The 13,646-nt window shown below is 34.5% G+C and carries 10 protein-coding genes; all 10 read left to right on the plus strand.

The annotated features are described in order from the left end of the window. The first annotated feature begins 279 nt into the window (after positions 1 to 279). The 10 genes from ACO05S_RS15150 (at position 280) to ACO05S_RS15195 (ending at position 13,645) form a co-directional block, all read left to right on the plus strand. Positions 280 to 1,482 carry a phage integrase SAM-like domain-containing protein gene (locus ACO05S_RS15150; RefSeq protein ID WP_421918852.1) on the plus strand — a complete coding sequence of 401 codons (1,203 nt, stop codon included), beginning with the start codon at positions 280 to 282 and terminating at the stop codon, positions 1,480 to 1,482. Positions 1,483 to 1,621: 139 nt separating this feature from the next. Then, a complete protein-coding gene (locus tag ACO05S_RS15155) occupies positions 1,622 to 2,626 on the plus strand; it encodes a hypothetical protein (protein ID WP_421918853.1) in 1,005 nt (334 codons plus the stop codon). Positions 2,627 to 2,890: 264 nt separating this feature from the next. Next, entirely contained in the window at positions 2,891 to 3,178 is a 288-nt protein-coding gene (locus ACO05S_RS15160; RefSeq protein WP_421918854.1) for a helix-turn-helix domain-containing protein, read from the plus strand. 149 nt (positions 3,179 to 3,327) lie between these two features. Beyond that, complete coding sequence (locus tag ACO05S_RS15165; protein WP_421918855.1) at positions 3,328 to 4,089, plus strand: hypothetical protein; 762 nt, start codon at positions 3,328 to 3,330, stop codon at positions 4,087 to 4,089. Positions 4,090 to 4,212: 123 nt separating this feature from the next. Next, positions 4,213 to 4,791: a hypothetical protein gene (locus ACO05S_RS15170; RefSeq protein ID WP_421918856.1), complete on the plus strand. Its 579-nt coding sequence runs from the start codon at positions 4,213 to 4,215 to the stop codon at positions 4,789 to 4,791. A gap of 353 nt (positions 4,792 to 5,144) precedes the next feature. Beyond that, positions 5,145 to 8,393, plus strand: coding sequence for a DEAD/DEAH box helicase family protein (locus ACO05S_RS15175; RefSeq protein WP_421918857.1), 3,249 nt, complete (start codon positions 5,145 to 5,147; stop codon positions 8,391 to 8,393). Between the two features lie 7 nt (positions 8,394 to 8,400). Beyond that, on the plus strand, positions 8,401 to 9,840 hold the full coding sequence (locus ACO05S_RS15180; protein WP_421918858.1) for an N-6 DNA methylase: 1,440 nt from the start codon (positions 8,401 to 8,403) through the stop codon (positions 9,838 to 9,840). Next, complete coding sequence (locus ACO05S_RS15185; protein ID WP_421918859.1) at positions 9,833 to 11,266, plus strand: restriction endonuclease subunit S; 1,434 nt, start codon at positions 9,833 to 9,835, stop codon at positions 11,264 to 11,266. The genes ACO05S_RS15180 and ACO05S_RS15185 overlap by 8 nt, the downstream gene beginning before the upstream one ends. 13 nt (positions 11,267 to 11,279) lie before the next feature. After that, positions 11,280 to 12,764, plus strand: a complete 1,485-nt coding sequence (locus tag ACO05S_RS15190) for an AAA family ATPase (protein ID WP_421918860.1) — start codon at positions 11,280 to 11,282, stop codon at positions 12,762 to 12,764. Continuing rightward, positions 12,761 to 13,645 (plus strand): hypothetical protein, encoded by an 885-nt coding sequence (locus tag ACO05S_RS15195; RefSeq protein ID WP_421918861.1) that lies wholly within the window; start codon positions 12,761 to 12,763, stop codon positions 13,643 to 13,645. The genes ACO05S_RS15190 and ACO05S_RS15195 overlap by 4 nt, the downstream gene beginning before the upstream one ends. The last annotated feature ends 1 nt before the right edge of the window (position 13,646 follow it).

The following is a 13,646-nucleotide window of genomic DNA, read 5'->3' on the forward strand; positions in this document are numbered from 1 at the left end:
AACAAAACCCTCCAAATATCAGAGGGTTTTGTTTGTTTACTGCGGAAAGGAAGGGATTCGAACCCCCGAAACGCTTTTGGCGTTTACTCGCTTTCCAGGCGATATTCCCTAAATTTTTAGTTTTATTGAAAAATATAGATAAATTTCATAAGTATCATAAAATCAACCATAAGCATACTTTATTTTGCTTTTGTTTTCTTGTTTAAATAAGTAATAAATAGTATCTTGTTTAAAGAAAAGTTTAAACCATGTTTAAACCAGCTCGAAACAAACAAGATTATGGCAAAAATCAAAGCAGTTCTTTTTACCTCCAAAAAACTTAAGGATGACACTTCTCCTGTCATGTTAAGGGTGACCCATAAAAGAAAGATCAAGTACATATCAATGAATATATCGGTTCCAGAATCACATTGGGATGAGAAGGAGTCATTGCTACTTACAAGTGTCATATCAAAAGGGCGTTTATATAAAAGAAAGAATCTTGAGATTCAAAGTGAGATTGTAAAGTTAAGCGAAGTCATTCTTGATTTAGATTCTTCAGGAAGAAATTATACAATTCATGATATCGCGAAAGCAATTAAAGTACTTGAGCCAGGTTCGTTTTCAGAATACGTTGATAAATTAGTCGCAGAACTTGTAGAGTTAGGGAAAAATGGAAATTCAAATGCATATAAAAACACAAAAAGTGTATTTATAAAAAAGATAGAAAATAAAGATTTGACATTTGATGATATTGACTATACTCTTTTAAAGAAATTTGAAACCATACTTTTCAATGATGGAGTAAGTGTTAATGGAATCTCTTTTTACATGCGCACAATTCGTGCTATTTATAATAGAGCCATAAAGGAAGGATATGCTAAAAAAGAGAATTATCCATTTGATAATTACCAGATAAAAAATGCCAAGACACAAAAAAGAGCACTCACAAAGGAAGATATCATCAAGCTTAGGGATTTGGACTTAAACGGAAAACCAGCTCAGGAAAGAGCCCGAGATTATTTCATGTTTAGTTTTTATTGTATGGGGATGTCTTTTGTGGATATAGCTAATTTGAAAGTGTCGGACATTGTCAATGGAAGACTTCAATATTCAAGACAGAAAACAGCTCAGTTGTATAATTTTGAATTGGTGCCTCCCGCCTTAGATTTGATTAAAAAATACTCAGACTTAAAGAATCCAGAAGATTATATATTTCCAATTATAGATGCGGATCATCCTGATCCTTACAGGTGTTATCGAACGAGAATGCAAGCTAATAATTATAGGTTAAAGGAAATTCAAAAGCATTTGGAATTACCAATTGCATTGACTTCTTATGTGGCCAGGCATTCTTGGGCAACTATTGCTAAAAGATCTGGTATTCCTACCGCTGTTATTTCTGAAGGACTTGGTCATACAACCGAGAAAACTACCCAGATTTATCTGGACAGTTTTGAAAACTCAGTTTTGGACGAAGCAAACAAAATTATAACCCTTTAAATATTTTATCTCTAAGCGTAATAGCTTATTGTTTTGTAGGATATAGCGATTTTGATTTGCTATGATGTGCATCATTTTGCCAAATCTAATTTGTAGTATATTTAATAATTGTTAAATTAGTGTGACAATAAATTTTCGTATGATAATCGAAAAGCACTACTTACTACTGAAAGATGAACTGTCCAGGACAGTCGTCGAATTTGAAAAAGACAACAATGACTACAAGACATTTTTTAATGGCCATTCAAATCTGGAATATTACAAACTCCACCTGAACAAACTTCAAATTGACTTTGTAAATGAATTGCGTAGCAACCTGACAGATTGTAAAACTCAGGGAGAAATTCATATGTACCTATTGACAACAAAACGCATTTTTGAGTTGATCAAAGCCAGATTGCAATCCACAACAGAAACAGACTATTCAGGACTGAATGTCAAGATGATTTCAAAATTAAATAATGAAATCTCTTGTATTAATACAGGACCTGAAGAGTTCATGTATGTGGAGCAGTATCTGCATTGTCAATATCAGGTTACATTGGATGTGATCTCTGTGGTTAATGATTGCTTGGAGAACTTTTCCCAATCTGGTAAAAAGAAATCGTCAAAGAAAAACAAGTTGGAAAAAGGATCTTGGCAGGATGACATAAAAGAACACTACAATACTATCATGAAGATGAAAGATGATCTTTATAGAATCATCTCATTGGAAGAAAAAATGGAGCATGTTCTTAATGTAAAGGAAGGTTTAGTTTTGCAATTTCAGAATAGTGGCAAAGATTTCTACAGTTCTTCATTGAGCGTACTATTTGAAATCAGACTCGATTGTTACAGAGAGATGCTGTTGTCTGCAGATAAAGGCAAATCAGAGAAACAAATTTTTTCTCGATTACTATGGAATAAAAGCAAAACAGACTTTCTGGAAATTATGGATGCATTCCATTTGACAAAAGCTATTAGCTCAACTTCCGGAGATCCTCCAACTAGGAAAGAGCTCATCGAAATATTTGTGACCTTTCTGAATATTGATCCTATCCCAGATCACGATAGTCGAATTACAAAATTGCATGATAGGATTAACCCGTTCTCATTTTTAGAAAAATTAAAGAATGCAATTGAGCTCTATATATCTAAAAGATAAAATCAAATTAATCAGTAAATTGAAGTTTCCCCCTTACTTCAATTTGCATTCACCCTGCATCCACCTTGAATCCTCATCGAAGCATTCAAGGCAAAAGCAAAGCAATCTTTTAAAAAAGTGACAAAAAGCAAACTGCCAGCAATCTCACATTCCTAAAGCGATACCGATTCCTCATCCACAATTTCACCATAAAAATACATCATTCAAGTTGGATATTTAATCTGCTTGCCTGTCTTAAACTTGTTGTATCAAAAATTTAACAACATGGAAAAAGACAACGCTACCCTTAAATTGTTTCTTTCTATTAATGAGAAAATCTCATCCATAGAGAAACAAGTCAGACAACTGTCACTCAATGAAAGAAATCCATTAGGAGATACATACCTTGATACCGATGAGGTGTGTGAACTATTAAAAATCTGCAAACGCACATTGCAAAAACATCGCGACGAAGCTTCCGTAGCTTACATCCAATTCGGAGGAAAAACCCTCTACAAAAAGACCGACATTCAGGATCTCCTTGAGAAGCACTATCAACACGCCATCAATTAATCACTATTGACCATTGATCTTTCTTTCGGTTGCTGAGCCCTTATCCTGAGCGAAGTTGAAGGATAGTCGAAGTAAACTGATAACCGTCAACCATTGACTAATGACCATTGGCAAGGTCCGTAATTCGTAATTCCAAATTCGTAATTCCCATGCGCAGCATGAACATCCCCATCGAACTACTTGTCTTTGCACTCTCAAAGCGCAAAGTCAATCAGGTGCGACTCTATCTTTATTTAAAGAGTCAGTGTTCAGGATACCTGCCATGGAATCAGGAAACAATACAAAAAGTCAAGGATGATCTTGGAATCATTGAAAACAGAACAGTATCCAATAACCTCAAATGGTTGCTAAAGAATTCCTGGGTAGTCATGAATTCAAAGAAAGGTGTGATTCGTGTAGTCAGTTACATTGTGCTTTCTAAAAAGCTACAATTCCACTCTGCTACCGGAGCACTCTTCGACACTACCCAGTTTCACAATTTCCGACCATTCATTTATGCGGCAGTAGTAACCTACTATCTCAAATACAAGCATCGGATAGCCAAACAATCGGAACGAAAAAAAGGGCGTTCCATTACGAATTGTAGCTACCAGGATATGCCGGCACAATACTTGGCCAATGTATTGGGAATGGGAAAATCTACCATAGTTCGCTATCGCCAGAGAGCATGGGATGCAGGATTTATAAAAATGAAACACCGTTACAAACCACTATTTCTTCCAATAGAAGAACTTCCATTTTGTCGTATCTATGGCGATGAGGAAGCCTGGCAACTGGTCATTCATAACAACCAGGTGAAGGTTCAACTTTCAAATGCCATTACCTCATACATTCGCTTACGAACAAAACCGGGACTGAAAAACACATTCGATCCAGGGAAAAACTGGACCCGTTATAAGAAGGGATCCTAAGGGAAGACTGCGATAGCAGAAATTCCCGCAAGGATCCCGTAGGGAAACGCCACGGCGTGTCCAATTCAAATGGCCGCCAGATTTATCTGGTGCGAAACGTAATTCGTAATTAAAACAATTGTCATGAATAATCTTAAGCACTACCTAACCAACCTCCACTACCTAACCAACCTCCTCATCAGCTTCTTTTTGGAAAATAGCTCCTTATTGTCCGACGAGATAATTTCCCTCATGGACAAAACCCAGTTGGAACTCCACGATTTAATGGAAATAAAAGGAGAGTTGGAGAGCAAGTTAAATTGCTTCGAAAACATCGAAACAATTTGCAAGCACCCACGATATTTTAACATCGAAAAGCCTTCAGAATTAATCCAATTTTATACTTCAAAAGAATCCTTCAGAAAAAACACCTATGCCTTGAATACCTTCCTGGCATATGCCAATTCATTCGCACAGGCAATGCACAAGTCAAACCTCGAGGTAATTGAAAATTTACCACCCTTGTATCAATCCATTTTGAATCATAGTAGAAAAAATAGGAGAGAAGGATTTAGAGAAGCTTTGGCTAAGATTATTTACGAACATCCATTTCCGGAAATCCTAACTGCAGAATACATCCGCATCACAACATTGATTGCCGACTTGGCCAAATCCAAAACAGCCCTCAAATATTTCATCTCAACCTTGGAGCAGCAATTTTAATTGGTAGCTGAGCGAAGTTAAAGCTTGAACTCCAGCTTTGCTGGTCTCTCCTGATCATTCGGGATTCGACTTTCAAAAACAAGAAAACCTCCCCAAAACAGGGAGGTCCTTTACAACTATTAACTACGGTTAATATTAATTATTTACGACATTAAAGGTAAAGAAAAATTTTATCTTAAAGTATCTGTTTTTAGAAAGTATTTACAATTATTAACTGCGAGGATAAAGAAGCATTTATTAAAATCAATTTCGTTTATTTTGTTAATTTTACATCAGTTTGTAAATAATGTAGTGAAGGAGCGTGCAAAAGTGATTTGGTTTATTTACAATGTTGAGCTTAATTAATAATTGAAATGAAAAGCAACTTCCATTTTTTTAATACAGAATTTTCCGATTTAGCAAAATTGGGACAATTGGCCGAGCGCAATCTTCATGAAGATCCACAAACCACGATGAGTAAACTTAGGTTACTTTGTGAAAGGATCGCATCTTACATATGCCAACTGGAATCTTTTGAAATTGAAACAACTGTACAATTTGAAAGGCTGAATTTTTTAAAAAAAGAAGATATTATTCCAGGAAGAGTATTACAGCATTTTCATTCTATAAGAAAATTAGGAAATAAAGCTGTTCATTATAATGAAGCATCATTTGATGATAGTTTACTTAGGTTGCGTCAAGCCTGGAATGTTAGTGTTTGGTTTTATCAAAACTATTCTGAAGTAAGTGATTTTTTACCAGAGGAATTCATAGTTCCTCAGGCTCAGATATCTCTGAAAGAAACAACTGAGAAATTAGAACAAGAAATTGAAATCTTAAGAATTCAAAATCAAAACCTACTTCAGGAAAAACAAAATCTGATTCAAAAGGAATCACAACGTGCAAAGCAAAAACGTCGAGAATTTGCAGTAGAATCAGCGAAAAGATTAGATATTTCCGAAAAAGAAGCTCGATTAGTTATTGATGAAGCTTTAAAGAAAAATGGATGGGAGATTCTCCATTATACAAAGGGTATGGATACAACTTCTCTTCAAAATCATGCAGTAGAAGAATATCCTACCGAATCTGGTCCCGTCGATTACGCTCTTTTTGTGGAAGGAAAACTTTTAGGAATGCTGGAAGCAAAACGTCCATCTACAGATCCTCAAAATGTTCTGGATTCACAAACCAAGCGCTATGCCAAAACAGTAAAAGAAGGAGTAGGAAATTGGTATGGTTACAAAGTCCCATTTTTGTATGCTTCAAATAGTGATAGAATCTTTCATTTAGATGTTAGAAGCAATTTAAATACGGACCGACAAATTTATGGATACCATACTCCAGAGGCATTAAAAGAAAAATTCGAAAGAGATGAGCATGCTGCAGAAACCTGGTTGGTAAACCATAAGGTGCAACACCCTTGGATTAGAAATTATCAAGAAAATGCCATAAAAGCGGTTGAAGAGACCATTATTGATGGCAAAACAAAACTAATGCTTGCCATGGCTACTGGTACAGGTAAAACCTTCACTGCAGCCAATTTAATTTATCGTCTTCTAAGATCAAAGAAAGCAAAGCGGATCTTATTCTTGGTAGATCGTAGATCTTTGGCAGTACAAACCGTAAGTAGTTTTCATGGCTTTGAGACCCCTGATAAAAACAAACTCAATCAGGAATATGAAATCTACAGTCAAAAATTTTCGAAAAATGATTTTCAGGATGAAAAATTCGATAACGAAGTACTGCCGAAATCATATTTGACAAATCCGGACGGATCAAAAACCTACATTTATGTAGCTACCATCCAACGAATGGCATACAACCTATTGGGTAAATCTGCTAAATTGAATAATTCTGATGAGTCCGATGCTGAAGAAGATGTAAAACCTCTGGATATACCAATTCATGCTTTTGATGTGGTAATTGCCGATGAATGCCACCGTGGTTATACATCCCGTGAAAACAACATCTGGCGTCAAGTACTAAACCATTTCGATGCTATTAAAATTGGATTAACTGCGACTCCTGCAGCACATACAGTTGCTTTCTTTGATATGCCTATCTTTGAATACCCTTTTAACAAGGCCGTTGAAGAAGGATACCTCTGTGATTACGATCCAAAATTAATTCATTCAAAGGTCAAAATTGAAGGTGCTTTCCTAAAGGAAGGAGAATTAATTGGTGAAATTGACGATGATACAAAAGAAGAGATACAATACAATTTAGAGGCGGAACGAGAATACCGTTCAAGCGAAATTGAATCTAAGATAACAGTTCCGGATACCAACAAAAAAATCTTAATGGAACTGAAAAAACACTGCGATGATTTTGAAAAAAGACATGGACGCTTCCCAAAAACTCTAATCTTTGCAGCCAACGACAAAGCTCCAAAATCTCATGCAGACCAATTGGTCACAATGGCAACCAAGATATTTGGCAGAGGTCACGATTTTGTAAAAAAAATCACCGGCAATAAAAATGTGGACAAACCTCTTCAGCTGATTAAACAATTCAGAAACAGACAGGAAACAAAAATTGTTGTGACTGTCGACATGTTAAGTACCGGAGTAGACATTCCCGAATTAGAATTTATTGTATTTTTGCGCCCCGTAAAATCTCGTATTTTGTGGGAACAAATGCTGGGTAGAGGGACACGAAAATGTGATGAAATCAATAAGGAATGTTTTTACGTATTTGATTGTTTTGGAGGTACGCTTTTCGAATACTTCAAGAATGCAAGTAAGATGTCTGAAGAAATAAAACCGGATACCATCTCATTGCAAGAAGTAATCGAAAGAATTTTTAGAAACGAGGATCGTTCATATAATCTCAAAAAACTAATGCGACGTTTACGTAGAATTGAGAAAACAATGAGTGGCGAAGCTTACGAGCAATTTGAACCCTTTATTCTCAATGGTGACATAAAAAGTTTCACAGATCAACTGGAAGATAAAATCCAAAATGATTTTATCAATACTATGAAATTACTCCGGAATAAAGATTTTCAAGATCTTTTGCTTCATTACAAGCGTCCAAGAAAACGATTTACAACGGCTTACAATTACATAGATGAAGTTCATTCCGAAGAATTGTTTAAAGTTGGGGAATCAAATGAGTATTTAAAACCTCAGGATTATCTCTTACAGTTCAAAGAACATATCGAGGATAACAAAGACATTGTAGAAGCATATAAAATCATATTGGAGCGCCCGGCAGATTGGAACACCAATGCATTAATGGAATTGAGAAATAATTTAAAACGCAATGGTTATCCGGTCGAAAAGCTAAGGAAAGCGCACAAACTAATTTACGACAAAGAATTAATCGATATCATTTCAATGATAAAACATGCAGTTTATGAAGAAGAACCTTTATTAAGTATTAATGAAAGAATCGATAAAGTAATTCAAAAGGTATTTTCAAATATCGATCTAACACTAGATCAATTGAATTGGGTAGAATACATCAAAGAGCATTTGAAAGAGAATTTAACAATCGATGAAGATGATTTCAGAGATTTACCCATCTTTACGGACCGAGGTGGTTGGAATATATTCAAAACTACCTTTGGTGAAAAATGCGAAACTATAATTAAGGAAATTAACAAAGCAATAGCGATTTAGAATACATATGAACAATCTGGCAAACAAACTGTGGGGATTCTGTAACACTCTTCGTCATGATGGAGTAGATTACGGAGATTATATTGAACAACTTACTTATCTGTTGTTTTTTAAAATGGCGGAAGAAAAAGATATTGATTTGCCATCAATCGAATCATACAAAGATGCAGATGACAATGAAATCGAAAACAAGGAAGTATCTTGGGTAGAATTAAAAAAACAAAGTGGTGTTGAATTAACTCACCTTTATGGCGAAGTGTTGCGTCATCTGCGTAAGCAGGAAGGAATCATTGGCGACATGTACTTCCAGGCAATGCCGCGTTTGAACAACCCAACAAATCTTAAGAAACTAATTGCTTTAATCGATGAAGAGGATTGGACCAGCATCGATGTAGATGTAAAAGGAGAAGCCTTCGAAGCTCTTCTGGAAAAATCAGCTTCCGAAGGAAAAAAAGGCGCAGGACAATATTTTACACCTCGCCCCTTAATCAAAAGCATGGTGCGCTTAACCCAACCTGACCCTTTCAATACAACAGAGAAAGAATTCAAAGTTTATGATCCATCATGTGGAACAGGTGGTTTCTTGGTGAGCGCTTATGAATGGCTATTCGAGCAAAAAAAAGGCGCATTTAAGCGTGAAGAAATACCACGCATAAAAAAAGAAACTTATTATGGTCAGGAATTGGTGCCTCGCCCTCGTCGTTTGGCATTAATGAACATGTATCTCCATAACATCGAACCAATCATCTATTTGGGCGATACCATCTACGAAGAGCCAAAATCGGAACGTTTCGATGTAGTATTGGCGAATCCTCCTTTCGGAACAAAAGGAGCAAACAATGCGCCGGCGCGTCAGGATTTTACCATCGAAACAACTAACAAACAATTAAACTTCCTGCAACACATCCTTACCGTATTAAAACCTGGTGGACGTGCTGCTGTAGTTTTACCCGACAACTGTTTGTTCGAGGATAAGGCAGGCGATGTATTTAAAATCTTAATGCAGGATTGTAACCTACATACCATTTTGCGCTTACCTAATGGTACATTTGTACCATATGCCAACGCCAAAGCAAATGTTATCTTTTTCCAAAAAGGAATGCCAACCGAAAATGTTTGGATCTACGACAACCGTACCAACATTCCTTCTCTTACTAAAAAAGACAGACCTTTAAGCGAGGAACACTTTGTAGATTTCGAAAAATCATTCGGAAAAGATGTATTCGGAAATAACAAACGCAAAGAATCCAGTCGTTTCAAATCTTTCAACATTTCTGAGATTAAAGAGAGAAACTACAAGTTGGATATTACCTGGTTGAAAGAGGAGAACGGAGAAAGTGAAAATGGCTTTACAGAACCCTCCGAAATCATTTCTCAAGCTACAACAGAGTTGAAAGATGTAATCAAAGATTTAAATAAAATCTTAAAATTGATAGGGGATGAGTAAAAAAGGTTGGACAACTGTTAGTTTAGGAGATATTGCATCATGGAGTTCAGGAGGTACACCTAAGTCTACAAACTCTAAATTTTATAATGGAGATATACCATGGATAGTAATAGGAGATCTAAACGATTCATATGTTGAAAATTCAAAGAAATCAATTACAGAGGAAGGATTAGAAAATAGTAGTGCAAAACTAGTAAAGCCTGGTTCTTTATTAATTGGTATGTATGGTAGTATAGGAAAATTGGGCATTGCCAAGAAAAAATTAACTACAAATCAAGCTATTGCATTCACACAGAGGATATATGGTAATATTCCTGTTAAATTCCTGTTTTATTTCATACTCTACAAAAGAGAATATCTTTTAAGTATTGGGAAAGGTGGGGCTCAACAAAATATAAGTCAAGCTGTATTGAAGAATGTTAAGATTTCTCTTCCTCCCCTAAACGAACAAAAACGAATCGCAAATAAATTAGATCAAGCATTCCTACATATCGACTCGCTTCAAAATCGCCTCAATACAATTCCGGAACTGCTAAAACAATTCCGTAAAATGATTCTGCAAAAGGCTGTTAGTGGAGAGTTAACAAGTAATTGGAGAAAGGCTAATACTAGAACAGCAAGTACTTATTTGAAGGAGCTCCAAGAATTGAAGTTAATTAAAGCAAAGAATAAGAAACAAATTGAAGATATTAATTCTTCATTTAATATATCAATCAGAAAACCTTTTGATATTAATGAAACATGGGATTTTGTTAAGTTAGATTGTCTTGTAAATAAACTATCATACGGTACATCAGCTAAATCAAATGAATCAGGAGAGGTTCCAGTATTGAGAATGGGAAACATTCAAAATGGATCAATAGATTGGGGTAATCTTAAGTATTCATCTAATGATTCAGAAATAAATAAATATCTTTTAAAAAAAGGAGATTTGCTTTTTAACCGAACTAATAGTGCGGAACTAGTGGGTAAGACTGCCATTTACAGAGGTGAAAGAAAAGCAATTTATGCAGGATATCTAATTAGAATAGATGTAGTTCCAAATGTTTCTTCTGAATATTTAAATTTTGTTTTAAATTCATCTTATGGTCGCGAGTGGTGCGAATTAGTTAAGACTAATACTGCGGGACAATCTAATATCAATGCTCAAAAGTTGTCTAATTTCATGGTTCCAATTCCACATATTGATGAACAACAAGAAATAGTTAAACACGTAAGTGAGTTATTTAGATTTGCTGACCAAGTTGAATCAAAATTCAATAAAACAAAACATCAGCTAGATACTCTACCTCAGCAACTATTAATCAAAGCATTTCGAGGCGAATTAGTTGCTCAGGATCCAAACGATGAATCAGCAGAAAAACTATTGGAACAAATAAAACAAGAAATCGAAAACCTAAAACGAACAAAGAAAAAAAGCAAATAATCAACAAAAACTAATGCGCATAAAATCCCTATACATCAAAGAATACAAAATCCTCAAGGATTTCTATATAGACTTCCACGAGGACATCAATACCAATGTCATCATTGGAAAAAATGGCTCCGGAAAAACAACTCTATTTGAAGCCATTATTCATATTTTTAGAGAGCCTTCCTTAGTCAATAACGTTCAATATCTAAAAAAAGCTTTCAAAGCTTTAAAATTAGAGTTTGAAATAAACTACCAATGTAAGGGGAAAGAAATACATTTTAGTCACATTGATGACAAATTAGTTTGGCTCGCAGATGGAAACAATATTCTTGAAAACGATAACTTATTTGCATATCATGAGCTATTTGATAATACACCATATGTACCTAAAAAGATTTTAGATTTTATGCCAGATCACATTATAACCTATTATGCAGGTGAAAGTGATCGTATAACATCTTTATTCAAAATACCATTAGATGATGCCGCTAAATTATTACAAAAAGGAAAGCAGATTCCCTTAAGACAATTCTTAAATGTTAATACCAAAGACATCAGAAAAGTTTTAGTCTCTCTATTTGTTTTTAATGGCATTAAAAGTTTAGATATTAAAAATTTGGAGGAATTTCAATTGCTATTTAAAAAGCCTAAATGGTATACTACGGCAAAGAATAATTTCAACAAACTAGAAGAAACTGAAGGTATTGAAAACGCAATAGAGCAGTTTAATCCGGATTTTTATTTTGCTGAAGGAGTAATTGGTACTTTTTTAGAAAATTTAAGAAAGCTTGCTTACACAGGTGGTTTTGATATGGAAAGTGAACCACATCATGTTTCACAATTATATATTAAAGCGGATGACCTTACATTATTGAAGGAGTCGAAAATAAATATTTCTGACAAAATAGATCTTTTTAAACTATTAGATCATACAAAACATTCAGACCTACTGGAAGGCTTGAAGCTTTATTTTAAAATTGAATCAAAGAAAGATCCAATTGAATTATCCCAATTTAGCGAAGGCGAACAACAGATCAAATTAGTAACAGGTCTTTTCGAACTTTTCAAAAACCAAGAAACTCTCTTCCTTTTTGATGAGCCAGATACATACTTGCATCCGGAGTGGCAGGTGAAACTATTTAAAACTCTTCTTAAAGCTAGTAAATCTCAAACAATAGTCACCTCTCATTCTTCTATTGCTTTAGCTCTGTTAAAACAAGAAAATTTATTTTCAATGAAAAAAGGTAAGTTATCTCAAATAAAAGAGAAACCTTTTGCAGCAGATGTAGATAACATTTTATTTAATGTTCAAAATGTACTTCAACCTCATAGCGAACTTGAAAATCAAGATAAATACAAAGAAATCATTGCTGCTATTGATATAGAAGATTTTGAAAATGCATACAAATTACTTGCAGAATTTATTGAGTTAAATCAAATTGATGAAATAAACTCAATAATTTCTGAATTGAAAATGAGAATACGAAATAAAGAGTTGTTTGGAGAATGAAATATATAAATAAATCAGAAGCACCAAGGTTTTATAGAGATAAGGTTCGAGGAAAAATAGCTTTAATTCAAACAATGTTTGCTAACGGTGATAGTAGAAGTGATATTTGGAGTGAGTTTTGGAATAATAAAAATGGTTCGAAACAGAAGAAAAGACTCAGAGAATGTTTATTAGTTGACCAAGGTTATGTTTGCTGTTACTGTGGGAGAAGAATAAATATACAAGAAACAGTTATTGAACATCTAGAACCAAAAGAAAATGCGGATAGACTAACCAATTTTAATAACTTATATGCCTCTTGTAGTGGTGGTAACCAAACTACAATCATTGCTGGTTCAATGACTCTGAATGAGATTTGCCAAGAGTATTCTACAACTTCAGGTGCAATTTATGCACTTAACGGTAAAACTTCATTCCAAAATGGAGAAGAGATTAAAGTTCCAAAAGATGGAAATGGAGGTTATTGCGATCATAAGAAGAATGCAGATACAATTCGTGTGAAACCCAACCAAACAGATGTGGCTGATCGATTTCAGTATTCGAATCATGTCTACGTAGAGGATAATAAAAATAAAACAGGAATAGGAATAGATGCACATCCCAATGATGACGAAGATGTAACAAATACCATAGATACATTAAATCTAAATCATCAAACACTATTGAAACGTAGGCGTGATTTTGTGAAAAAAATGAATCTAGAAATAAAGGGAAGATTTGAAAAGTGTGCAAATGACAATGATGTTTTAGATGTAATCGAAAGATATATTGGTTATTATGGACGGAAAAATGGAGGAAGATATGAACCATTCTATTTTGTTTGTCTTTTTGACTTACAAAAGAAAAAAGATAAAATATTGGAAAGAATAGGCTTAAACTAAT

This window comes from Marinifilum sp., from assembly GCF_965230805.1.
Taxonomy (GTDB): Bacteria; Bacteroidota; Bacteroidia; order Bacteroidales; family Marinifilaceae; genus Marinifilum.

What these genes read in the sequence shown, in the direction of transcription:
- ACO05S_RS15150 (WP_421918852.1), top strand. Translation starts at nt 280, where the DNA reads ATGGCAAAAATCAAAGCAGTTCTTTTTACCTCCAAAAAACTTAAGGAT.
- ACO05S_RS15155 (WP_421918853.1), top strand. Translation starts at nt 1,622, where the DNA reads ATGATAATCGAAAAGCACTACTTACTACTGAAAGATGAACTGTCCAGG.
- ACO05S_RS15160 (WP_421918854.1), top strand. Translation starts at nt 2,891, where the DNA reads ATGGAAAAAGACAACGCTACCCTTAAATTGTTTCTTTCTATTAATGAG.
- ACO05S_RS15165 (WP_421918855.1), top strand. Translation starts at nt 3,328, where the DNA reads ATGCGCAGCATGAACATCCCCATCGAACTACTTGTCTTTGCACTCTCA.
- ACO05S_RS15170 (WP_421918856.1), top strand. Translation starts at nt 4,213, where the DNA reads ATGAATAATCTTAAGCACTACCTAACCAACCTCCACTACCTAACCAAC.
- ACO05S_RS15175 (WP_421918857.1), top strand. Translation starts at nt 5,145, where the DNA reads ATGAAAAGCAACTTCCATTTTTTTAATACAGAATTTTCCGATTTAGCA.
- ACO05S_RS15180 (WP_421918858.1), top strand. Translation starts at nt 8,401, where the DNA reads ATGAACAATCTGGCAAACAAACTGTGGGGATTCTGTAACACTCTTCGT.
- ACO05S_RS15185 (WP_421918859.1), top strand. Translation starts at nt 9,833, where the DNA reads ATGAGTAAAAAAGGTTGGACAACTGTTAGTTTAGGAGATATTGCATCA.
- ACO05S_RS15190 (WP_421918860.1), top strand. Translation starts at nt 11,280, where the DNA reads ATGCGCATAAAATCCCTATACATCAAAGAATACAAAATCCTCAAGGAT.
- ACO05S_RS15195 (WP_421918861.1), top strand. Translation starts at nt 12,761, where the DNA reads ATGAAATATATAAATAAATCAGAAGCACCAAGGTTTTATAGAGATAAG.